A 20,578-nucleotide genomic window follows, 5' to 3' on the forward strand; every position below is an offset into this window, starting at 1 on the left:
ATGCAGTTGTCTAGACAAGATGAGCCGGTGTATCGCGAGCTCGCCGATATCCTGCGTCGCGAACTCAGCGACTACCAGGCCGGTGACTTCCTGCCGGGCGAGGTGCAATTGGCTGAACGTTTTGGCGTCAACCGCCACACGCTGCGTCGGGCCATTGATGAGTTGGTGTTCGAAGGCAGCCTGCTGCGTCAGCAGGGCAAGGGCACGCAAGTGCTGGACCGGCCGCTGATCTACCCGATGGGCGCCGACACCGCCTACAGCCAATCACTGTCGGCCCAGGGCCACGGGGTGCAGGCGCTGTTGCTCAAGCGCCGTTATTGCTACGCCAGCCGTGACGAAGCGCAGCACCTGGGGATCGCCGAGATGGCGCCGATGATCGAGCTGCAAACCCTGCGCAAACTTGACCAGCAGCCGGTCAGCCTGATCCGCCATCGCTACTGCGCCAGCCATGCGCCGCTGCTGGCTGACTACAACGGCGGCTCCCTGCGCCAATACCTGCGCGAGCGTGACCTGCCGCTGACCCGCACCCAGAGCCTGATCGGTGCGCGCCTGCCCAACCGTGATGAAGCTGCGCTGCTGATGATGCCCCGGCACTTGCCAGCCTTGACCGTATTCACCCTTTCCCGCGATCGCGATGGCCGCCCGGTGGAGCTGGCGCAGTCCACCAGCCGTTCGGATCGCTTCCAGTACCAGGTGCTGACCTGATGGAGAGTTTGATGAGCCTGTCCCCGCGTCAACACTGGATCGGCGTGCTTGCCCGCGCCCTTCGCAGTGAACTGATCCCCCACGAAGCGGCCCTGCGCGACGCCGATTACCAACTGATCCGTGCCCCGGAAATCGGCATGACCCTGGTTCGCGGACGCATGGGCGGCAATGGCGCACCGTTCAACGTCGGCGAAATGAGCGTGACCCGTTGCGTGGTACGCCTGGCCGATGGGCGCACCGGCTACAGCTACCTGGCAGGGCGCGACAAGGTGCATGCCGAACTGGCGGCCCTGGCCGATGCCCATCTGCAAAGCGCGCAGCCGAGCCAGTGGCTCAGTGATTTGATCGACGCACTGGCCAACGCCCAGGCCCGGCGCCGTGCGCAAAAAGAAGCCGATACCGCCGCCACCAAGGTCGAGTTCTTCACCCTGGTGCGAGGAGAAAACTGATGAATGCTCAATTATTGCAACCGGCGTTTGTCGATCCGGTCCTGGATGCCCAACGCAGCTTTCGCGCAGCGCTCAAGGCCTTGGCCGAACCGGGCTTGATCCAGCCGCTGTCCACGGCCCCGCATCTCGAAGGCCTGGCGCCGGCCACCTACGCCTTGTGCCTGGGGCTGTTGGATGCAGACACGCCGTTGTGGCTGGCGCCGAGCTTCGATACGCCGCTGATCCGCGCCAACCTGGCCTTCCACTGTGGCTGCCCGCTGGCCGTGCGCCGCGAAGACGCGGTGTTCGCCTTGTTGGGGGAGCACGACTTGCTCGACCTGAGCGGCTTCGACCACGGCAATGACCGTTATCCCGACCAGTCGTGCACCTTGCTGGTCCAGTTGAGTGACCTCGATAGCGGGCGCGGCCTGAACTGGAGCGGCCCGGGCATCCAGGCCGGGCGCCAGGTCAACCTGCCGCTGCCCCAGGCGTTCTGGCTGGAACGCCTGCGTCGCGAGGCGTTCCCCCGAGGCCTGGACGTGCTGTTCTGCGCCGGCCACCACCTGCTCGGTTTACCCCGCAGCACCCGCATCGCAGAGGAGTGTGCCTGATGTACGTAGCCGTCAAGGGTGGCGAACAGGCCATCGACAATGCCCACCGCCTGCTGGCGAAAAAACGCCGGGGCGACACCGCGATTCCCGAACTGAGTGTGGAGCAGATCCGCCAGCAGCTGCCGCTGGCCGTTGCGCGGGTGATGACCGAAGGCTCGCTGTACGACGAAGAACTGGCCGCACTGGCAATCAAGCAAGCGGCGGGGGACCTGGTGGAAGCGATCTTCCTGTTGCGCGCCTATCGCACCACGTTGCCGCGCTTCAGCCCCAGCCTGCCGATCGACACCGCGCAGATGCAGCTCAGCCGGCGTTTGTCCGCAACCTTCAAGGACGTGCCCGGCGGCCAATTGCTTGGCCCCACGTTCGACTACACCCACCGCCTGCTGGATTTTGCGCTGCTGGCCGAAGGTGAGTATCCAGGCCCGGAAACCAGCGCCCAAGCACGGGTTGAAGCGTGCCCACGCGTACTGGGGTTGTTGGCCAAAGAAGGCTTGATCAAGAACGAAGCCGACGACGATGCCCGCGTTGCCGATATCACCCGCGACCCGCTGGAGTTCCCTGCCAGCCGCGCCGAGCGCCTGCAAGCCCTGGCCCGTGGCGATGAGGGGTTTCTGTTGGCGCTGGGTTATTCGACCCAGCGCGGCTATGGGCGCAATCACCCTTTTGCCGGGGAAATTCGCATCGGTGACGTAGAGGTGTGGATCGATCCCGAGGAACTGGGTTTTCCCATCTGCCTGGGCAGCATCGAAGTCACCGAGTGCGAGATGGTCAACCAGTTCGTCGGCTCGGTCACTGAGCTGGCGCAGTTCACCCGTGGCTACGGCCTGGCGTTCGGGCATGCCGAGCGTAAGGCCATGGGCATGGCGCTGGTGGACCGCTCGCTGCGCGCCGAAGAGTTCAACGAAGAGGTGGTGTCGCCGGCCCAGCGTGAAGAGTTTGTGCTGGCCCACTGTGACAACGTCGAGGCCGCCGGTTTTGTCTCGCACCTCAAATTGCCTCACTACGTGGACTTCCAGGCCGAACTGGAGCTGATCCGCAAACTGCGCCAACCGGCTGAGGGTTCCCGCCATGAATGACATTACCCAGATACCCGCGCGTGATCCGGCCTACAACTTCGCCTACCTCGACGAACAGACCAAACGCATGATCCGCCGCGCCTTGCTCAAGGCCGTGGCAATCCCGGGTTACCAGGTGCCATTCGGTGGCCGCGAGATGCCGCTGCCCTACGGCTGGGGCACCGGCGGCATGCAATTGAGCGCGGCAATCCTGGGCGCTGAGGACGTGCTCAAAGTCATCGACCAGGGCGCCGACGACACCACCAACGCCGTGTCCATTCGCCGTTTTTTTGCGCGCACCGCCGGCATCGCCACTACCGAGGCCACCCCCGAGGCGACGGTGATCCAGACCCGCCACCGCATCCCCGAAACGCCGTTGCAGGCCGGGCAGATCATGGTCTATCAGGTGCCGATCCCCGAGCCGCTGCGTTTTATCGAGCCCTCGGAAACCGAGACCCGCACCATGCATGCCCTCAATGACTACGGGGTGATGCACGTAAAGCTCTACGAAGATATCGCCACCTTTGGCCATATCGCCACGGCCTATGCCTACCCGGTGATGGTCGACGAACGCTATGTGATGGACCCCTCGCCAATCCCCAAATTCGACAACCCCAAACTCGACATGAGCCCGGCGCTGATGCTGTTCGGTGCCGGTCGCGAAAAGCGCCTGTACGCGGTGCCGCCGTACACCCAGGTCAGCAGCCTGGACTTCGAGGATCACCCGTTCGAAGTGCAGAAGTGGCAACACTGCTGTGCGATCTGTGGCAGCCACGAATCATTCCTCGACGAGCTGATTCTGGATGACGCCGGCACCCAGAGTTTCGTGTGTTCCGACACCTGGTATTGCGCCCAGCGGGTCAAGGAGAACAACCAGTGAGCCAGCCTTTATTGCAAGTACGTGACCTGTCCCTGTTGTACGGCCCGCAGAAGGGTTGCCAGGGCGTGAGCTTTGATCTGTACCCCGGCGAAGTACTGGGGATTGTCGGCGAGTCCGGCTCGGGCAAATCCACCTTGCTCTCGCTGTTGAGCGGGCGCTTGCCGCCCCAGGCCGGCAGCATCGGTTATCGGAGCAAGGAGGGCGAATGGCTGGACCTGTACAGCGCCAGCGAAGCCGAACGCCGCACTTTGCTGCGCACCGAATGGGGCTTTGTCGAGCAGAACCCCCGCGACGGCCTGCGCATGGGCGTTTCGGCTGGCGCCAACATCGGCGAGCGCTTGATGGCCCAGGGTGTGCGCAACTACCAGCAACTGCGCGGCGCCGGCCTGGATTGGCTGGGCCAGGTGGAAATCGACCCGCAACGTATCGACGACTTGCCGCGCACCTTCTCCGGCGGTATGCAGCAGCGCCTGCAAATCGCCCGCAACCTCGTCTCCAGCCCGCGCCTGGTGTTTATGGATGAACCCACTGGCGGCCTTGACGTGTCGGTGCAGGCGCGCTTGCTCGACTTGTTGCGCGGCCTGGTGCGCGAGCTGGACCTGGCGGTGGTGATCGTCACTCACGACCTGGCCGTTGCGCGTCTGCTGGCCGACCGCCTGATGGTGATGCGCCGTTCACGGGTGGTGGAAACCGGCTTGACCGACCAGATCCTCGACGATCCACAGCATCCTTACTCCCAACTGCTGGTGTCTTCGGTATTGCAGCCATGATGAATACGTTGATTGAGGTCCGAGACCTGTCGAAAACCTTCACCTTGCACCAGCAGAACGGCGTGGTGCTGAACGTGCTGCGCGGGGTGGATTTCAGTGTGCAGGGCGGTGAGTGCCTAGTACTCCACGGCCAGTCCGGCGCCGGTAAAAGCACCTTGCTGCGCACCCTGTACGGCAACTACCTGCCTGCGGGCGGCAGTATTCGCATCTGCCACGACGGGCAATGGCTGGAACTGGTGGGCGCACAACCCCGGGACATTCTCCAGGTACGCCAGCAGACCCTGGGCTATGTCAGCCAGTTCTTGCGGGTGATCCCACGGGTGGCGTGCCTGGATGTGGTAATGGAACCGGCACTGGCCCGTGGTTGGCTGAAACCTCAGGCCCAGGCGCGGGCCGAGCACTTGCTGGCGCGCCTGAATATCCCGCAGCGCCTGTGGCAACTGGCGCCGGGTACGTTCTCTGGTGGCGAGCAGCAGCGGGTCAATATTGCCCGCGGCTTTATGGTGGCCTGGCCGGTGATGTTGCTGGACGAACCGACGGCTTCCCTGGATGACAGCAACCGCCAGGTTGTTCTGGAACTGATGAACGAAGCCAAGGCCGGCGGTGCCGCACTGATCGGCATCTTCCATGACCGCGCCGCCCGTGAAGCGGTGGCCGACCGTCATTTGGACATGACACCTGCCCATCAAGCCGAAGAGGACTACGCCCATGCCCGTTGAACAGATCCTCAGCAATGCCCGGTTGGTCACGGCTGATCGTGTATTTCTCGGCAGCGTGGTGTTGCGTGACGGGATGATCGTCGACCTCGCCGAAGGCCGCAGCCAGTTGCCCCAGGCCCAGGACCTGGGCGGAGATTTCCTGCTGCCGGGGCTGGTGGAGTTGCACACCGACAACCTGGAAAAGCACATGACCCCACGGCCCGGCGTGGACTGGCCGTCGACTTCGGCGGTGCTCAGCCATGACGCGCAGATCATCGCCGCCGGCATCACCACGGTGTTCGACGCGGTGTCCATCGGCGACGTCAATCCCAGGGGCAATCGCATGCAGAAACTGCCGGCGATGCTCAATGCCATTGCCTCGGCGCAAGAAGCCGGTCTGACCCGCGCCGAACACCGCCTGCACCTGCGTTGCGAGCTGTGCCACCCGGATACCTTGAGCGTGTTCCGCGACCTGGTAGAAAACCCGTTGGTGCAACTGGTGTCGGTGATGGACCACTCACCGGGCCAGCGCCAGTTTGTGCTGGAGTCCAAGTACCGTGAGTACTACATGGGCAAGTACCACCTGAACGACGAGACCATGGACGCGTTTATCGTGCTGCAAATGGCTAACTCAAAGGCCTATAGCGAGCGTTACCGTGCCGCGATTGTCGAGCATTGCCTGGCGCGTGGCCTGTCGGTGGCCAGCCATGACGACGCGACTCTGGCCCATGTCGAGGAGTCGGCGCGCTACGGCATGAGCATCGCGGAATTCCCCACCACCCTGGAAGCCGCGCGCGGTTGCAGGCAACTTGGGATGAACGTGCTGATGGGCGCACCGAACGTGGTGCGTGGCGGGTCGCACTCGGGTAATGTGGCCGCCGCCGGCCTGGCCGCCGAAGGATTGCTGGATATACTTTCCAGTGACTATTACCCCGCCAGCCTGCTACAGGCGGCGTTCGTCCTGGCCGATCAGCAGGATGGCGGCGATCTTTCGCGCGCGGTCAGGATGATCAGCCAGGCTCCGGCACGCGCTGCGGGCTTGCATGATCGTGGTGAAATTGCCATTGGCCTGCGGGCGGACCTGGTGCAAGCTCGCAGCCGTGAAGGGCTGCCAGTGGTCCAACAAGTCTGGCGACAAGCCAAGAGGGTGTTTTGATGGCGGGCAGGTTGATCTATCTCATCGGGCCATCGGGTTCGGGCAAGGACAGCCTGTTGGATGCCGCGCGTGCGCCATTGGCCGAGCGCGGCTGCCGCATTGTGCGGCGGGTCATCACCCGTTCGGCTGAAGCGGTGGGCGAGGCCGCCCAGGGCGTAAGCCCCGCGCAATTCGCGACATTGCAAGCCGAGGGCGGCTTTGCCCTCAGTTGGCAGGCCAATGGTTTGTCTTATGGTATTCCACGGCAGATCGACGACTGGCTGGCGGCCGGCGACGATGTGCTGGTCAATGGCTCCCGTGGGCACCTGGCGCAAACCCGCACGCGTTATCCAACGCTGTTGGTGGTGCTGCTGACGGTGGACCAGGCGGTGTTGCGCCAACGCTTGCTGGCGCGGGGCCGTGAGTCGGTGGCAGAAATCGACGCACGCCTGGCCCGCAACGCACAGTTCAGCGACAGCCTGAAGGCCGCGCCCGGGGTGTTCCTGCTGGATAACTCCGGGCCGTTGGCGCACACCGTCGCCCGATTGCTCGATTGTCTGGAGCCGGGGCATTCGGCATGCGCCTGACCCTGCTGGGCACCGGCGATGCCCGCCAAGTCCCGGTGTATGGCTGCGAATGCGCCGCCTGTGCCCTGGCGCGCAGCCATGAACACTTGCGCCGCCGCGAGTGCAGCGCGCTGATCGAGTGCGGCGACCAGCGCTGGTTGATCGACAGCGGGCTGACAGACCTGACCGAGCGCTTCCCGCCACGCAGCCTCAACGGCATTCTGCAGACCCACTACCATGCGGATCATGCCCAGGGCCTGCTGCATCTGCGCTGGGGCCAGGGCCTGATCATTGCGGTGCATGGCCCGGCCGATCCCGAAGGCCTGTCGGACCTCTACAAACACCCCGGTATCCTTGATTTCAGCCAGCCCTTTGCCGAGTTCGAAACCCGGCAGTTTGGCGAACTGGCGGTCACCGCGTTGCCCCTCCAGCATTCCAAGCCGACGTTCGGGTACCTGCTGCAAGGGCAGGGGCGGCGCCTGGCCTATCTGACCGATACCACGGGCCTGCCGCCGGCAACCATTGCCTGGTTGCGCCGCGAGCCCCTGGATGTGATGGTCATCGACTGCTCCATGCCACCGCAACCCCAGGCGCCGCGCAATCACAATGACCTGACATTGGCCCTGCACTGCATCGACGCGTGCGGCGCCGAGCTTGGGGTGTTGACCCACGTTGGGCACACGCTGGATGCCTGGCTGTTGCAGCATCGCGCTGAGCTGCCGGGGCATGTGACGGTGGGCTGGGATGGGCGGGTGCTTTAACCCAAGGCCTGCGGGTTTTCAATATCCGGCAAAACAACCGCCAGTCTGCCTCGATAAATCTGTGCTTGAGTAAAGATAACTCTGGGGTTATTTTTGTTCGGGCCAGAGCAAGGAGGCTGTGGTGCAAAGCAGGCTATTGATCAAGGAACTGCAAGCGGCGGGCTGGGTGCTGGATCGGGTCACGGGCAGCCATCATATTTTCACGCATCGCTATAACCCGTACACGATACCGGTGCCCCATCCCAAGAAGGACCTGCCCTTGGGCACCGTGCGAAGTATCAGGCAGCGTGCCGGGCTGTTTTCGTTCTAGAGCGGTTTTTAAGGAGAATATTCATGCAATACCCAATCTGTATCGAATGGGGCGATGACTTTACCGCCACCGGTATCCAGATCCCCGATATTCCAGGTGCGGTGACCGCCGGGGACAGTTTTGAAGAGGCTTACAACGCGGCAGTGGAAGTGGCGCACATCATGCTGCAAGAGATGGCCAGTGAAGGCCGGGCGATTCCCATGCCGACCTCGGTCGCGGCGCACCACGGCAACGAGGAATACGCCGGGATGGGCTGGGGCATGCTGGAGCTCGATATCTCGCCTTACCTGGGCAAGACCGAGAAGGTCAATGTGACCTTGCCAGGGTATGTGATCCAGCGCATTGACCGGTATGTACGCGAGCACAAGGTGAAGAGCCGCTCATCATTCCTGGCCGATGCGGCGTTGGAGAAGTTGGTGCGTTCTTGATTGTGCTGCGCTGAATGTAGATCGGATGTTTCTTGTGCAACTGACGATTTGCCTTGAAAAATACTGTTCCTTTTTGCGTTTTTTATAGGGGCTCTTGCGGTTGCTTGGGACAGGATCCTGGGCGTGGCGGCGTGGTCTTGAACGTCAGGCGCTGACTGTCCAAGCGCCTCTGGAAACACTCATGAACCGCAACAGGGCCACCAGGGGGAACGCGCTGCCCACCAGGATCACCCCAAACCAGCCGCCGTGTTCATACACACTGCTGGCAATCGCCGAGCCCAGGGCACCGCCGATGAAGATACTGGTCATGTACAGCGCATTCAGACGGCTGCGGCTATGGGCATCGAGGGCGTAGATGGTGCGCTGGCCGAGGACCATGTTCATTTGCACGCAGAAATCCAGGACCACGCCGGTGACCATCAAGCCGATGACACTGTAGGCCGGGTGTACCAACGCAGGCAGAAAACTCAAGGTTGCCAGCAACATTGCCAGCAGCGAAGCACGATGGGTGTGGCCGGCATCTGCCAGGCGTCCGCTGATCGGCGCGGCAATGGCGCCGAGGGCACCCACCAAGGCAAACAGGGCGATTTCACTTTGGCTCAGGCCGTGATTACGCGAGAGCTCCAGGGGGGCGGCAGTCCAGAACAGGCTGAAGGCGGCGAACATACAGCCCTGGTAGAACGCCCGTTGGCGCAGCAAAGGTTGCTGACGCAGCAGTGAGCCCAACGACCCCAGCAACTGGCCGTAGCTGGCGCTGTGGTCGGGCTGGCGCTTGGGCACGGTGCGCCACAGCACCAGGCTGATAGCGGCCATCATCGCTGCCGCCGCCATGAACATCGCCCGCCAGCCGAAGTGGTCGGCGACCAGGCTGGAAACCGGACGTGCCAGCAGGATGCCCAGCAACAGGCCGCCCATGATGCTGCCCACCACCCGGCCACGGGATTCGGCCGGCGCCAGGTGCGCGGCCAGGGGAATCAGGATCTGTACCGACACCGAGCTGAAGCCGATCAGCAACGACACCAGCAAAAACAGGTTGGGTTGTTCGGTAAACGCCGCGCCCAGCAGGCTGGCAATGGCAACCACGGTGGTGATGATCATCAGCCGGCGGTTTTCCAACAGGTCGCCCAGCGGCACCAGGAAGAACAGGCCCAGGGCATAACCGATCTGGGTCAGGGACACAATCAGGCTGGCCATGGCGGGCGTCAGGCCGATATCCGGGGCGATCAGTTCAATGATCGGTTGCGCGTAGTAGATATTGGCGACGATAGCGCCGCAGCAGAATGCAAACAGCAGCACCATGCCACGGGTCAGGGGGGCGGTCGCGGGCGGGGTAGCGATCATGGTGTTCTCGTTAAAACGGGGAAGGAGGGCGTGAAGGGTAAAGCGTAGGCGAAGGAAGGGAGTAAGTGTTACTGATGATTTCAGTCATGCCTGGCATTGATGCCTTACGCGCAAGCCAATGTGTGGGAGCGGCTTTTGTGGGAGCGGGCTTGCTCGCGAATGGGGTGTATCAGTCAAAAACTATTTGTCTGACCCACCGCATTCGCGAGCAAGCCCGCTCCCACACAAGCCCGCTCTCACATTCAGTTACTGGCCGCTGTAGATCTGGTCGAATACCCCGCCATCATTGAAGTGGGTCTTTTGCACGGTGCGCCAGTCACCAAAGGTCTTCTCCACCGACAAGAAGTCGACTTTCGGGAAGCGATCGGTGTATTTGGCCAGCACTGCCGGGTCCCGTGGACGCAGGTAGTTGTTGGCGGCAATTTCCTGGCCTTCGGCCGACCACAGGTATTTCAGGTAGTCATTGGCAACGTCTCGGGTGCCTTTTTTGTCGACCACTTTATCGACCACCGACACCGGTGGCTCGGCTTCGGCGGAGACGCTTGGGTAGACCACTTCGAATTGATCGCGGCCGAATTCACGGGCAATCATTTCCGCTTCGTTTTCAAAGGTCACCAGCACGTCGCCGATCTGGTTGGTCATGAAGGTCGTGGTGGCGGCACGGCCACCGGTATCGAGCACCGGTGCTTGCTTGAACAGCTTGCCAACAAAATCCTTGGCCTTGTTTTCATCACCGCCGTTCTTCAGCACATAGCCCCAGGCCGACAGGTAGGTATAGCGACCGTTACCCGAGGTCTTGGGGTTGGGCACGATCACTTGCACGCCATCCTTGAGCAGATCCGGCCAGTCTTTCAGGGCCTTGGGGTTGCCCTTGCGCACGATAAACACGGTGGCGGACGTGAACGGCGCACTGTTGTTCGGCAGGCGGGTGACCCAGTTGTCTGGCACCAGTTTGCCGTTGTCGGCCAGGGCGTTGATGTCGGTGGCCATGTTCATGGTGATCACGTCAGCCGGCAGGCCGTCGATGACCGAGCGCGCCTGTTTGCTGGAACCGCCGAAGGACATCTGCAAGGTCAACTTGTCGTCCGGGTGCTCGGCTTGCCAGTGCTTCTGGAACGCGGCGTTGTAATCCTTGTAGAAGTCGCGCATCACGTCATAGGAGACGTTGAGCAGGGTGGTCGAGGCAGCCTGGGCGCCGATAGACAGTGCAAGGCCTGCGGCCAGGAGAGAAGCGCTAACGAGTTTTTTCACTGCTCATTCCTTGTTGTTCGAGAAGGTAGTGGCTTATAGCCCACGACTATAGCCGGGGCGGCATAGACGCTTAAAGATTAAAAAGAACTTTGCTTATTCCACTTTCTGATAGAGCCCGTTGCCACAGCGCGAACAGAAGGCCGCGTTGGGTTCATGGGTATTTTTCTTGCACACCGGGCAATCATGTTGCAGTTGCTCGCCGCGCATGGCGTTGGCTAGTTCGGCGGTGAAAATCCCGGTAGGCACGGCGATGATCGAGTAACCGGTGATCATCACCAGCGACGAGATCACCTGGCCCAGTGGGGTCTTGGGCACGATGTCGCCAAAGCCCACGGTGGTCAGGGTCACGATAGCCCAGTAAATACCCTTGGGGATGCTGGTAAAACCATGCTCCGGGCCTTCAATCACGTACATCAGTGTGCCGAACACCGTTACCAGGGTGCAGACGCTGACCAGGAACACCACGATCTTCTGCTTGCTGCCGCGCAGCGCCGACATCAGGTAGTTGGCTTGCTTGAGGTACGGGCTGAGCTTGAGCACACGGAAGATCCGCAGCATGCGGATGATGCGGATAATCAGCAGGTACTGGGCGTCGCTGTAGTACAGGGCAAGGATGCCGGGGACGATGGCCAGCAAGTCCACCAACCCGTAGAAGCTGAAGGCATAGCGCAACGGCTTGGGCGAGCAATACAGGCGCAGGCCGTACTCGATAGCGAAGATCAGCGTGAAGCCCCACTCGATATAGGCCAGCACATCAGCGTAGTTCTGGTGCACTTCGTCGATGCTGTCGAGCATCACGATCACCAGGCTTGCGAGGATGATCAGCAACAGGATGCCGTCAAAACGCCGCCCGGCTGCCGTGTCGCTCTGGAATACCATGACGTAGAGCCGTTGGCGCCAGTCGTTGTTGCTGTCCATGTAGTTCGCCTGAATCGAAGGTCTGCGAAGCCTAGGGGGATTCGAACGGGCTGTCCATGTTGGCCCTGTGCCGCAGGCGCAACGTCGCGCGCACCAGCCAGCAGGCCAGGATAAACGGTGCCGTCAGCGGTGCCAGGTGCAGGCCGGCAAAACCGGGGGCAAGCAGGCTTGCCAGGAGGATGCCGAGCAAAGGCAGCCAGGGTTGGCGCCGGTACTGGCTCAGAGCCAGGGCGGCAAGCGCGGGGTTGTAGCTGTGCAGGCCGAGCAGGGCGCCGGTGGGGTCGTCGAGCAACAGGCCGAGTACCACGCCGCTGCTGGCGCCGAGCATCGCCCAGAGTGCCGCGCGAGGGCTGGCCAGCAGCAGGCCAAGGGCGATCAGCAAGCCGGCCAGTGGTTGATCCAACAGTATGATCTGGCCCAGGCCGACCAGTGGGGCGTCGAGCCAGGCGAGGGAGGCCGCTGGGGTTGCCGGCAGCGCGGCGGGTGAGACCGTGCCGAGCAACAACCAGCCGATGGCCACGAAGGGCACGGTATAGGCCGGGAGGTCATCGCCATGGACCATGCGCTTGACCCATTGCCGGGTCAGGATCGCACTCAGGCCACCGCACGCCAGGATCAGCGGCGGTACCAGCGCCGACCAGGCGAAGTGCTGACTGATCAGCAAACCCAGCAACACACCGTTATAGCTATAGAGCCCGGCCTGACGCTCGGCCTTGGGATAGTCGCGGCGCTGGGCGGTGAGCAAACCGGCGACCCCGCCCAGCAGCGCACCGCCAAGCAGGGCCGGGGCGCAGGAGAGGATTGCCAACAGGCACAGCAGGCCACACAGCGGGTGGCGCTGCAGGAAGATCTGGCTGAAGCCGTTGAGCAGGGCTTCGGCCCAGTCGGGGCAGGTTGGGTTGGGCATGGTGAGGGAGTCAGGGAGACCGAGTTACCCTTATCGCGGGCAAGCCCACACATTTTGATTGGCGAACCCAATCAAATGTGGGAGCGGGGTTGCCCGCGATAAGGCCCGAACAGACGCTAGATCAACGTCTCGATACGCAGCGAGTTGGTCGACCCCGGCTGCCCAAAGGGCACCCCCGCAGTGATCAACAACGTATCCCCACGCTGCGCCATGCCCTGGGCCTGGGCGATTTCCAGCGCCGTGGAACACACCTCGTCCACTTGCCGCAACCGATCATTGACCACCGAATGCACGCCCCAGGCCACGCTCAGGCGCCGGGCGGTGGACAGGTTCGGCGTGAGATTGAGGATCGGCACCGCCGGCCGTTCCCGCGCCGCGCGCAGGCTGGAGCTACCCGACTCGCTGTAGTTCACCAGCACCGCCACCGGCAGGATGCTGCTGATCCGGCGGATTGCGCAGCTGATGGCGTCGGACACCGTGGCCTCGGCCTTGGGTCGGCTTACATCCAGCTGGGTCTGGTAATCCGGGCCGTTCTCCACCTGGCGAATGATCTTGCTCATCATCTGCACCGCTTCCAATGGGTACTCGCCGGAGGCGGTTTCGGCCGACAACATCACCGCATCGGTGCCCTCGGCGACGGCATTGGCCACGTCGGTGACTTCGGCGCGGGTGGGTGCCGGCGAGAAACGCATGGATTCGAGCATCTGCGTGGCCACCACCACCGGCTTGCCCAACTGGCGGCAGGTGCTGATGATGTCTTTCTGGATTTGCGGCACGCTTTCGGCCGGTACTTCCACGCCCAGATCCCCTCTGGCGACCATGATCGCATCGCTCAGCTCGGCGATTTCCTGCAGGTAGCGCACCGCCGAGGGCTTCTCGATCTTCGCCATCAAGAACGCCTTGTCGCCGATCAGCTCGCGGGCTTCGCGGATGTCTTCGGGACGCTGCACAAACGACAGCGCCACCCAGTCCACGCCCAGTTCCAGGCCGAAGCTCAGGTCGCGGCGGTCCTTGGCGGTCAGTGGGCTGAGTTCCAACAAGGCTTGTGGGACATTCACCCCTTTACGGTCGGACAGTTCACCGCCATTCAATACCGTGGTGTCGATTGCATCGGCATGTTTGGTAATCACCCGCAGGCGCAGCTTGCCGTCGTCCAGCAGCAGGTCCATGCCCGGCTCCAGGGCCTTGATGATCTCCGGATGGGGCAGGTTGACCCGGCGCTGGTCGCCCGGCGTGGGGTCAAGGTCCAGGCGCAAGGCTTGGCCACGCACCAGTTGCACCTTGCCCTCGGCAAAACGCCCGACGCGCAGTTTCGGCCCCTGCAGGTCCATCAGGATCCCCAGCGGGTAGTTGAGCTGGCGCTCGACCTGGCGGATCCACTGGTAGCGCTGGGCATGGTCGGCGTGATCGCCATGGCTGAAGTTCAGGCGGAAGATATTCACCCCGGCTTGCACCAGCTCGCGGATGTCATCGATGCCGTCGGTGGCCGGCCCCAGGGTGGCGAGGATTTTGACCTTCTTGTCAGGCGTCATGTTCAGGACTCTCAAGTATCAGAATGGCGCGGAAGTCGTTGACGTTGGTACGGGTCGGCTCGGTGACGATCAACGCGTCGAGTGCCGCGAAATAGCCGTAGCCATTGTTGTTGTCCAGCTCATCGCTGGCCGACAGGCCCAAGGCCTCGGCGCGGGCGTAACTGGTGGGGGTCATGATCGCCCCGGCGTTGTCTTCGGAACCGTCGATGCCGTCGGTGTCGCCGGCCAGGGCGTACACGCCGGGCAGGCCCTTGAGGCTGTCGGTCAGGCTTAGCAGGAACTCGGCGTTGCGTCCGCCACGGCCATTGCCGCGCACGGTCACGGTGGTCTCGCCGCCGGACAGGATCACGCAGGGCGCTGCCAGTGGCTGGCCGTGCTGGATGATCTGCCGGGTGATGCCGGCGTGGACCTTGGCCACGTCCCGGGCTTCGCCTTCCAGGTCGCCGAGGATCAGCGGGCTGAAACCGGCCTGGCGCACTTTTACCGCCACTGCTTCCAAAGACTGCTGCGGCCGTGCGATCAGTTGGAAATGGCTGCGCGCAAGGCACGGATCGCCGGGTTTGACGGTCTCCGACTCAGGGCTTTGCAACCAACTGCGCACCGAGGCCGGGATGTCGATCTGGTAACGCTTGAGGATCGCCAGCGCTTGTTGCGAGGTGCTCGGGTCGCCCACGGTCGGGCCGGAGGCAATCACTGTGGCTTGATCGCCCGGTACATCGGAAATCGCGTAGGTGTAGACGGTGGCGGGCCAGGATGCCTTGGCCAATCGCCCGCCCTTGATCGCCGAGAGGTGCTTGCGCACGCAATTCATCTCGCCGATGGTGGCGCCGGATTTGAGCAGGGCCTTGTTGATCGCTTGCTTGTCGGCCAGGGTAATCCCTGCTGCGGGCAAGGCCAGGAGGGCGGAGCCGCCGCCGGACAAGAGAAAGATCACGCGGTCGTCTTCGTTCAGGTTGCTGATCAGCTCCAGCACGCGCTTGGCCACGGCCTGGCCAGCGGCATCGGGCACTGGGTGCGCGGCTTCGACCACTTCGATTTTCTGGCAGGGCGCGCCGTGGCCGTAGCGGGTGACCACCAGGCCCGAGACTTGGCCTTGCCAGCTGTTTTCCACCACCAGGGCCATGGCGGCCGCAGCTTTGCCCGCGCCGATCACGATCACGCGGCCGCTGCGGTCAGCGGGTAGGTAAGGTTCGAGGACTTGCCGGGGGTGGGCAGCGTCGATGGCTGTGGCAAACAGCTCGCGAAGCAGATGTTGCGGATCGACCGACATAAGCGGGCTCCCGGATTTTTGTTATTGGATTTGAAGCTTGAAGCGCAATCAAAATGTGGGAGCAGGCAAGCCAGCTCCCACAAGGTATTGCCTTTCAAAAGGCGGGGTTACTTATCGCGAATCGAGAAGTTCGCCATATGCTCCAGGCCCTTGATCAGCGCTGAATGGTCCCAGTTGCCGCCGCCAATCGCGGTGCAGGTGCTGAACACTTGTTGGGTGCCGGCGGTGTTGGGCAGGTTGATTCCCAGCTCCTTGGCGCCGGCCAGGGCCAGGTTCAAGTCCTTCTGGTGCAGGTTGATACGGAAGCCCGGGTCGAAGGTGCCCTTGATCATGCGCTCGCCATGCACTTCGAGGATCTTCGACGAGGCGAAGCCACCCATCAGCGCTTCGCGCACCTTGGCCGGATCTGCGCCGTTCTTCGAAGCAAACAGCAGCGCTTCAGCCACAGCCTGGATGTTCAGGGCGACGATGATCTGGTTCGCCACCTTGGCGGTCTGGCCATCTCCATTGCCACCCACCAGGGTGATGTTCTTGCCCATGCTCTGGAACAGCGACAGGGCGCGCTCGAAGGTCTGCGGCTCGCCGCCGACCATGATGCTCAGGGTCCCGGCCTTGGCGCCGACTTCACCACCCGATACCGGGGCGTCGAGGTACTGCGCGCCAGTGGCGTTGATCTTCGCGGCAAAAGCCTTGGTGGCGGTGGGCGAGATCGAACTCATGTCGATCACCACTTTGTTCGGCGACAGGCCGGCCGCTACACCATCGGCGCGGAACAACACGTCATCGACCTGAGGGGTGTCAGGCACCATGACGATGATGAACTCTGCTTCCTGGGCCACTTGCTGCGGGTTGGCCAGGGCCACGGCACCGGCGGCGATCAGCTCGGCAGGTGCTTTGCCATGGTGCTCGGACAGGAACAATTGATGACCTGCTTTCTGCAGGTTCGCGGCCATGGGTTGGCCCATGATGCCGGTGCCGATAAAGCCGATTTTAGCCATGATCAAATCCTCTTTTTATTCGTTATGCAGGTTTTGCGCTGCCCCCGTGGGAGCTGGCTTGCCTGCGATGGCTTCACCTGGGTATGCCTGATACACCGAGGTGTCCGCATCGCAGGCAAGCCAGCTCCTACAGGTTTTTATGGTGTCGGTCAGATCGCGTTATGGGTCTTGAGCCAGCCAAGGCCGGCTTCGGTCGTGGTCAACGGCTTGTACTCGCAGCCCACCCAGCCCTGATACCCAATCCGCTCAAGATGCTCGAACAGGAAGCGGTAGTTGATCTCACCGGTGCCCGGCTCGTTGCGCCCTGGGTTGTCGGCCAACTGGATATGGTTGATCTGATCCAGGTGAGTGGCCATGGTGCGGGCCAGGTCGCCTTCCATGATTTGCATGTGATAGATGTCGTATTGCAGGAACAGGTTGGCGCTGCCCACTTGTTCGCGGATCGCCAGGGCCTGGGCCGTGTTGTTCAGGTAGAAACCGGGAATGTCGCGGGTGTTGATCGCTTCCATCACCAGCTTGATGCCCACCGCTTGCAGCTTGTCGGCGGCGTACTTGAGGTTGGCGACAAAGGTTTTTTCCAGGGTGGCGTCATCCGCGCCGGCAGGGCGAATCCCCGCCAGGCAGTTGATCTGGGTATTGCCCAGCACCTGGGCATAGGCGATGGCCAGGTTGACCCCCGCGCGGAATTCCTCGACCCGCTCAGGGTGGCAGGCCAGGCCGCGCTCGCCGCTGGCCCAGTCGCCGGCCGGCAGGTTGAACAGCACTTGGGTCAGGCCGTGGGCGTCGAGTTGCGCCTTGATTTCGGCAGAGCTGAACTCGTAGGGGAACAGGTATTCCACCCCACTGAAACCGGCGTCGGCGGCGGCTTTGAAGCGGGCGAGAAAGTCCTGTTCGGTAAACAGCATGGACAGGTTGGCGGCAAAACGCGGCATGGTGTTCTCCTTAATCGAGCATTGAAATGGCAGTCGGTGCGTCGTTGCCCACCAGCGCCAGATCTTCGAATTCGTTGACGGCGTTGATCTCGGTGCCCATGGAAATATTGGTCACGCGCTCCAGAATGATCTCGACAATCACCGGCACCTTGAATTCTTCGATCATTGCCTGGGCCTTGCGCAGCGCGGGCTGGATCTGGCCCGGCTCGAATACACGCAGGGCCTTGCACCCCAGGCCTTCGGCGACGGCGACGTGGTCGACGCCATAACCGTTGAGTTCCGGGGCGTTGAGGTTGTCGAAAGACAACTGCACGCAGTAGTCCATTTCAAAACCGCGCTGGGCCTGGCGGATCAGCCCCAGGTACGAGTTGTTCACCACCACGTGGATGTACGGCAGCTTGAACTGCGCGCCCACGGCCAGCTCTTCGATCATGAACTGGAAGTCATAGTCGCCCGACAGTGCCACTACCTTGCGACTCGGGTCGGCCTTGACCACGCCCAGCGCAGCAGGAATGGTCCAGCCCAGCGGGCCGGCCTGGCCGCAGTTGATCCAGTGGCGTGGCTTGTAGACGTGCAGGAACTGCGCGCCGGCAATCTGCGACAGGCCGATGGTGCTGACGTAGCAGGTATCTTTACCGAACACCTGGTTCATCTCTTCGTACACCCGTTGCGGCTTGACCGGTACGTTGTCGAAGTGCGTCTTGCGGTGCAGGGTGGCTTTGCGCTGCTGGCAATCATGCAGCCAGGCGCTGCGGTCCTTGAGCTTGCCGGCGGCTTTCCATTCGCGGGCCACTTCAATAAACAGGGTCAGCGCGGCGCCGGCGTCGGACACGATGCCCAGGTCCGGGGTGAATACGCGGCCGATTTGCGTCGGCTCGATGTCAACGTGAATGAACTTGCGCCCCTCAGTGTACACCTCCACCGAACCGGTGTGGCGGTTGGCCCAGCGGTTGCCGACGCCCAGCACCATGTCCGACTTGAGCATCGTCGCGTTGCCGTAGCGGTGCGAGGTTTGCAGGCCGACCATGCCCACCATCAGCGGGTGATCGTCGGGGATAGTGCCCCAGCCCATCAGGGTCGGGATCACCGGGATACCCGTCAGTTCGGCGAATTCCACCAGCAGTTCGCTGGCGTCGGCATTGATCACGCCGCCACCGCTGACCAGCAGCGGGCGCTCGGCCTGATCGAGCATGGCCAGGGCTTTTTCGACCTGGATGCGCGTGGCCAGTGGCTTGGCCAATGGCAGTGGCTGGTAGGCGTCGATATCAAACTCGATCTCAGCCATCTGTACGTCGAATGGCAAGTCGATCAGCACCGGGCCGGGGCGGCCGGAGCGCATTTCATAGAAGGCTTTCTGGAACGCATACGGCACCTGGCCAGGCTCTAGCACGGTGGTTGCCCACTTGGTCACGGGCTTGACGATGCTGGTGATATCCACGGCCTGGAAATCTTCCTTGTGCATCCGGGCGCGAGGCGCTTGCCCGGTGATGCACAGGATCGGGATGGAATCGGCCGAGGCGCTGTACAGGCCGGTGACCATATCGGTACCCGCCGGGCCCGACGTGCCGATGCACACGCCGATATTGCCGGCCTTGGTGCGGGTATACCCCTCGGCCATGTGCGAAGCGCCTTCCACGTGGCGAGCAAGGACGTGATCGATGCCGCCGACCTTTTGCAGGGCGGAATACAACGGGTTGATCGCGGCGCCTGGGATACCGAAGGCGGTGTCTACACCCTCACGGCGCATCACCAGGACAGCGGCTTCGATTGCTCTCATTTTGCTCATGGTTTTGGTGCCTCTTGCGTTTTGTAATTGTATACAAGTGGTGTTGCTTCAAAGTGTATTCACGGCGAGCGGCGCAGGTCAATCCATTTTGTCTCAGAGCCTGTGCATTCGTCGGAAGGCTTTTTAGCGGGAGTATTTCGACGTGTGGTGCGTATGTTTCAAAATATTGTATACAAAAAATAAATCTATTGTGTTCTATTTGTTGCATCCGGCTTCTGATCAATCAGAGCCCCAAGGCTTTCTCAATAACAAGATAAGGACGGCACCCATGAGCGCTCTAACCTTGAAAGTCGCAGTCAACCTGGTCAGCCAGGCCATCACCGCAGGCCGCACCATTGCCGCTGCACCGCTGACCATCGCGGTGCTCGACAGCGGCGGACACCTGATCACCCTGCAACGGGAAGACGGCGCCAGCCTGCTACGCCCGCAGATCGCCATCGGCAAGGCCTGGGGCGCGATAGCCCTGGGCAAGGGCTCGCGCTTGCTGGCGCTGGATGCCCAACAGCGGCCGGCGTTTATTGCCGCCTTGAACAGCCTGGGGCAGGGCGGTGTAGTGCCGGCACCGGGCGGGGTGTTGATACGGGACCCGGCGGGCGTGGTGCTGGGGGCGATCGGGATCAGTGGGGATACGTCGGATATCGATGAGCAGTGCGCGATCACGGCGATTGAGGGGCTGGGGTTGTTGGCGGATGCGGGGGTGTCCGCTTGATGTTGTAGTGACAGGGGGCCCGCTTTCGCGAGTTTTGACCTGTGGGCGCGGTCAAAATGTGGGAGCGGGCTTGCTCGCGAAAGCGGCGACTCGGTCTTGCATCTATACCCAAACCGCATCCCACAGCGGATAGTCGCCAACCCTCTCCACCAATCCCGCCCTCAATGGATTGGCCACCACATACCTGGCCACTTTCACCAGGTCTTCTTCCTTGCGAAGCGCATGGTCATGAAAGCTGGTTTGCCAGAGCCTTCCCTTGCGGCCAGTGGCGCCATTGACCGATCGAGTGCTTTTGGATTTGACCTGGCATACCAAGTCGCCCAGGGAGCCTTTTTGCAGCTCGATCAGCCAGTGGAAATGGTCGGGCATCACCACCCAGGCCAGAGAGTGTGCCAGCCCTTGATACTGGGCGAGCCTGAACTGCCAGACCACCAGGCGGCCCAGGTAGAAGTCACTGAAGATGGGCACGCGTTCGTGGGTGTTGGTGGTGATCAGGTAGATGCGGCTGGTTTCGCTGAACCGGCCGATGCGCAGGCGGTGTGAGGTGGCTCGATCAGGCATTCCGTTGCCTCTCTTCAGATGGGGTC

At 62.4% G+C, this 20,578-nt stretch carries 23 protein-coding genes; 13 read left to right on the forward strand and 10 right to left on the reverse strand.

Annotation, left to right across the window (positions count from 1 at the left end):
• The 12 genes from phnF to GDV60_RS08695 all read left to right on the forward strand — a co-directional run bounded on the left by phnF (position 1) and on the right by GDV60_RS08695 (position 8,347).
• A complete protein-coding gene (gene phnF, locus GDV60_RS08640) occupies positions 1 to 705 on the forward strand; it encodes a phosphonate metabolism transcriptional regulator PhnF (RefSeq protein WP_166647836.1) in 705 nt (234 codons plus the stop codon).
• A gap of 11 nt (positions 706 to 716) precedes the next feature.
• On the forward strand, positions 717 to 1,154 hold the full coding sequence (gene phnG / locus GDV60_RS08645; RefSeq protein ID WP_092234599.1) for a phosphonate C-P lyase system protein PhnG: 438 nt from the start codon (positions 717 to 719) through the stop codon (positions 1,152 to 1,154).
• Complete coding sequence (gene phnH, locus GDV60_RS08650) at positions 1,154 to 1,744, forward strand: phosphonate C-P lyase system protein PhnH (protein ID WP_104911860.1); 591 nt, start codon at positions 1,154 to 1,156, stop codon at positions 1,742 to 1,744. Before phnG ends, phnH begins: the two co-directional genes overlap by 1 nt.
• Entirely contained in the window at positions 1,744 to 2,820 is a 1,077-nt protein-coding gene (locus GDV60_RS08655) for a carbon-phosphorus lyase complex subunit PhnI (RefSeq protein WP_133714239.1), read from the forward strand. The genes phnH and GDV60_RS08655 overlap by 1 nt, the downstream gene beginning before the upstream one ends.
• Positions 2,813 to 3,679 (forward strand): alpha-D-ribose 1-methylphosphonate 5-phosphate C-P-lyase PhnJ, encoded by an 867-nt coding sequence (locus tag GDV60_RS08660; RefSeq protein ID WP_159906872.1) that lies wholly within the window; start codon positions 2,813 to 2,815, stop codon positions 3,677 to 3,679. The genes GDV60_RS08655 and GDV60_RS08660 overlap by 8 nt, the downstream gene beginning before the upstream one ends.
• A complete protein-coding gene (phnK, locus tag GDV60_RS08665; protein ID WP_178121342.1) occupies positions 3,640 to 4,449 on the forward strand; it encodes a phosphonate C-P lyase system protein PhnK in 810 nt (269 codons plus the stop codon). The genes GDV60_RS08660 and phnK overlap by 40 nt, the downstream gene beginning before the upstream one ends.
• Complete coding sequence (gene phnL / locus GDV60_RS08670) at positions 4,449 to 5,168, forward strand: phosphonate C-P lyase system protein PhnL (RefSeq protein WP_092234614.1); 720 nt, start codon at positions 4,449 to 4,451, stop codon at positions 5,166 to 5,168. The genes phnK and phnL overlap by 1 nt, the downstream gene beginning before the upstream one ends.
• Complete coding sequence (locus GDV60_RS08675; RefSeq protein ID WP_092234617.1) at positions 5,158 to 6,303, forward strand: alpha-D-ribose 1-methylphosphonate 5-triphosphate diphosphatase; 1,146 nt, start codon at positions 5,158 to 5,160, stop codon at positions 6,301 to 6,303. The genes phnL and GDV60_RS08675 overlap by 11 nt, the downstream gene beginning before the upstream one ends.
• The gene (phnN, locus tag GDV60_RS08680; protein ID WP_154906354.1) at positions 6,303 to 6,869 is read left to right on the forward strand and encodes a phosphonate metabolism protein/1,5-bisphosphokinase (PRPP-forming) PhnN; all 567 of its coding nucleotides are present in this window, start codon (positions 6,303 to 6,305) and stop codon (positions 6,867 to 6,869) included. The genes GDV60_RS08675 and phnN overlap by 1 nt, the downstream gene beginning before the upstream one ends.
• The gene (gene phnP, locus GDV60_RS08685; protein ID WP_092234623.1) at positions 6,860 to 7,609 is read left to right on the forward strand and encodes a phosphonate metabolism protein PhnP; all 750 of its coding nucleotides are present in this window, start codon (positions 6,860 to 6,862) and stop codon (positions 7,607 to 7,609) included. Before phnN ends, phnP begins: the two co-directional genes overlap by 10 nt.
• Before the next feature lie 121 nt (positions 7,610 to 7,730).
• On the forward strand, positions 7,731 to 7,919 hold the full coding sequence (locus GDV60_RS08690) for a type II toxin-antitoxin system HicA family toxin (RefSeq protein WP_029292612.1): 189 nt from the start codon (positions 7,731 to 7,733) through the stop codon (positions 7,917 to 7,919).
• Between the two features lie 23 nt (positions 7,920 to 7,942).
• Positions 7,943 to 8,347: a type II toxin-antitoxin system HicB family antitoxin gene (locus GDV60_RS08695; RefSeq protein ID WP_029292614.1), complete on the forward strand. Its 405-nt coding sequence runs from the start codon at positions 7,943 to 7,945 to the stop codon at positions 8,345 to 8,347.
• Positions 8,348 to 8,491: 144 nt separating this feature from the next.
• On the opposite strand, the gene GDV60_RS08700 is transcribed toward GDV60_RS08695, so the two are convergent.
• The 9 genes from GDV60_RS08700 to gcl form a co-directional block, all read right to left on the reverse strand.
• Positions 8,492 to 9,688, reverse strand: a complete 1,197-nt coding sequence (locus GDV60_RS08700) for an MFS transporter (protein ID WP_169871594.1) — start codon at positions 9,686 to 9,688, stop codon at positions 8,492 to 8,494.
• Between the two features lie 246 nt (positions 9,689 to 9,934).
• The gene (locus GDV60_RS08705) at positions 9,935 to 10,939 is read right to left on the reverse strand and encodes a sulfate ABC transporter substrate-binding protein (RefSeq protein ID WP_029292620.1); all 1,005 of its coding nucleotides are present in this window, start codon (positions 10,937 to 10,939) and stop codon (positions 9,935 to 9,937) included.
• Between the two features lie 93 nt (positions 10,940 to 11,032).
• Positions 11,033 to 11,857: an ion transporter gene (locus tag GDV60_RS08710; protein WP_029292622.1), complete on the reverse strand. Its 825-nt coding sequence runs from the start codon at positions 11,855 to 11,857 to the stop codon at positions 11,033 to 11,035.
• 31 nt (positions 11,858 to 11,888) lie between these two features.
• On the reverse strand, positions 11,889 to 12,764 hold the full coding sequence (locus GDV60_RS08715; protein ID WP_159906876.1) for an urea transporter: 876 nt from the start codon (positions 12,762 to 12,764) through the stop codon (positions 11,889 to 11,891).
• Positions 12,765 to 12,880: 116 nt separating this feature from the next.
• Complete coding sequence (gene pyk, locus GDV60_RS08720; protein ID WP_029292627.1) at positions 12,881 to 14,296, reverse strand: pyruvate kinase; 1,416 nt, start codon at positions 14,294 to 14,296, stop codon at positions 12,881 to 12,883.
• Positions 14,286 to 15,566, reverse strand: coding sequence for a glycerate kinase (locus GDV60_RS08725; protein ID WP_092234630.1), 1,281 nt, complete (start codon positions 15,564 to 15,566; stop codon positions 14,286 to 14,288). Before GDV60_RS08725 ends, pyk begins: the two co-directional genes overlap by 11 nt.
• A gap of 107 nt (positions 15,567 to 15,673) precedes the next feature.
• Entirely contained in the window at positions 15,674 to 16,564 is an 891-nt protein-coding gene (locus GDV60_RS08730; protein ID WP_029292631.1) for a 2-hydroxy-3-oxopropionate reductase, read from the reverse strand.
• 149 nt (positions 16,565 to 16,713) lie between these two features.
• Positions 16,714 to 17,496 carry a hydroxypyruvate isomerase gene (gene hyi, locus GDV60_RS08735; protein ID WP_159906878.1) on the reverse strand — a complete coding sequence of 261 codons (783 nt, stop codon included), beginning with the start codon at positions 17,494 to 17,496 and terminating at the stop codon, positions 16,714 to 16,716.
• A gap of 10 nt (positions 17,497 to 17,506) precedes the next feature.
• Positions 17,507 to 19,282 carry a glyoxylate carboligase gene (gene gcl / locus GDV60_RS08740; protein WP_029292636.1) on the reverse strand — a complete coding sequence of 592 codons (1,776 nt, stop codon included), beginning with the start codon at positions 19,280 to 19,282 and terminating at the stop codon, positions 17,507 to 17,509.
• A 268-nt stretch (positions 19,283 to 19,550) separates the two neighbouring features.
• On the opposite strand from gcl, the gene GDV60_RS08745 reads away from it, so the two are divergent.
• The gene (locus tag GDV60_RS08745) at positions 19,551 to 19,991 is read left to right on the forward strand and encodes a heme-binding protein (RefSeq protein ID WP_029292638.1); all 441 of its coding nucleotides are present in this window, start codon (positions 19,551 to 19,553) and stop codon (positions 19,989 to 19,991) included.
• Positions 19,992 to 20,093: 102 nt separating this feature from the next.
• On the opposite strand, the gene GDV60_RS08750 is transcribed toward GDV60_RS08745, so the two are convergent.
• Positions 20,094 to 20,552, reverse strand: a complete 459-nt coding sequence (locus tag GDV60_RS08750; RefSeq protein WP_029292639.1) for a transposase — start codon at positions 20,550 to 20,552, stop codon at positions 20,094 to 20,096.
• Positions 20,553 to 20,578 lie beyond the last annotated feature (26 nt).

The sequence above is a fragment of the Pseudomonas sp. DTU12.1 genome, from assembly GCF_009873475.1.
GTDB lineage: Bacteria > Pseudomonadota > Gammaproteobacteria > Pseudomonadales > Pseudomonadaceae > Aquipseudomonas > Aquipseudomonas proteolytica.

Coding starts and splice junctions, on each gene's coding strand:
- phnF (WP_166647836.1), top strand. CDS start 1: ATGCAGTTGTCTAGACAAGATGAGCCGGTGTATCGCGAGCTCGCCGAT.
- phnG (WP_092234599.1), top strand. CDS start 717: ATGAGCCTGTCCCCGCGTCAACACTGGATCGGCGTGCTTGCCCGCGCC.
- phnH (WP_104911860.1), top strand. CDS start 1,154: ATGAATGCTCAATTATTGCAACCGGCGTTTGTCGATCCGGTCCTGGAT.
- GDV60_RS08655 (WP_133714239.1), top strand. CDS start 1,744: ATGTACGTAGCCGTCAAGGGTGGCGAACAGGCCATCGACAATGCCCAC.
- GDV60_RS08660 (WP_159906872.1), top strand. CDS start 2,813: ATGAATGACATTACCCAGATACCCGCGCGTGATCCGGCCTACAACTTC.
- phnL (WP_092234614.1), top strand. CDS start 4,449: ATGAATACGTTGATTGAGGTCCGAGACCTGTCGAAAACCTTCACCTTG.
- GDV60_RS08675 (WP_092234617.1), top strand. CDS start 5,158: ATGCCCGTTGAACAGATCCTCAGCAATGCCCGGTTGGTCACGGCTGAT.
- phnN (WP_154906354.1), top strand. CDS start 6,303: ATGGCGGGCAGGTTGATCTATCTCATCGGGCCATCGGGTTCGGGCAAG.
- phnP (WP_092234623.1), top strand. CDS start 6,860: ATGCGCCTGACCCTGCTGGGCACCGGCGATGCCCGCCAAGTCCCGGTG.
- GDV60_RS08695 (WP_029292614.1), top strand. CDS start 7,943: ATGCAATACCCAATCTGTATCGAATGGGGCGATGACTTTACCGCCACC.
- GDV60_RS08700 (WP_169871594.1), bottom strand. CDS start 9,688: ATGATCGCTACCCCGCCCGCGACCGCCCCCCTGACCCGTGGCATGGTG.
- GDV60_RS08710 (WP_029292622.1), bottom strand. CDS start 11,857: ATGGACAGCAACAACGACTGGCGCCAACGGCTCTACGTCATGGTATTC.
- GDV60_RS08715 (WP_159906876.1), bottom strand. CDS start 12,764: ATGCCCAACCCAACCTGCCCCGACTGGGCCGAAGCCCTGCTCAACGGC.
- pyk (WP_029292627.1), bottom strand. CDS start 14,296: ATGACGCCTGACAAGAAGGTCAAAATCCTCGCCACCCTGGGGCCGGCC.
- GDV60_RS08725 (WP_092234630.1), bottom strand. CDS start 15,566: ATGTCGGTCGATCCGCAACATCTGCTTCGCGAGCTGTTTGCCACAGCC.
- GDV60_RS08730 (WP_029292631.1), bottom strand. CDS start 16,564: ATGGCTAAAATCGGCTTTATCGGCACCGGCATCATGGGCCAACCCATG.
- hyi (WP_159906878.1), bottom strand. CDS start 17,496: ATGCCGCGTTTTGCCGCCAACCTGTCCATGCTGTTTACCGAACAGGAC.
- gcl (WP_029292636.1), bottom strand. CDS start 19,282: ATGAGCAAAATGAGAGCAATCGAAGCCGCTGTCCTGGTGATGCGCCGT.
- GDV60_RS08745 (WP_029292638.1), top strand. CDS start 19,551: ATGAGCGCTCTAACCTTGAAAGTCGCAGTCAACCTGGTCAGCCAGGCC.
- GDV60_RS08750 (WP_029292639.1), bottom strand. CDS start 20,552: ATGCCTGATCGAGCCACCTCACACCGCCTGCGCATCGGCCGGTTCAGC.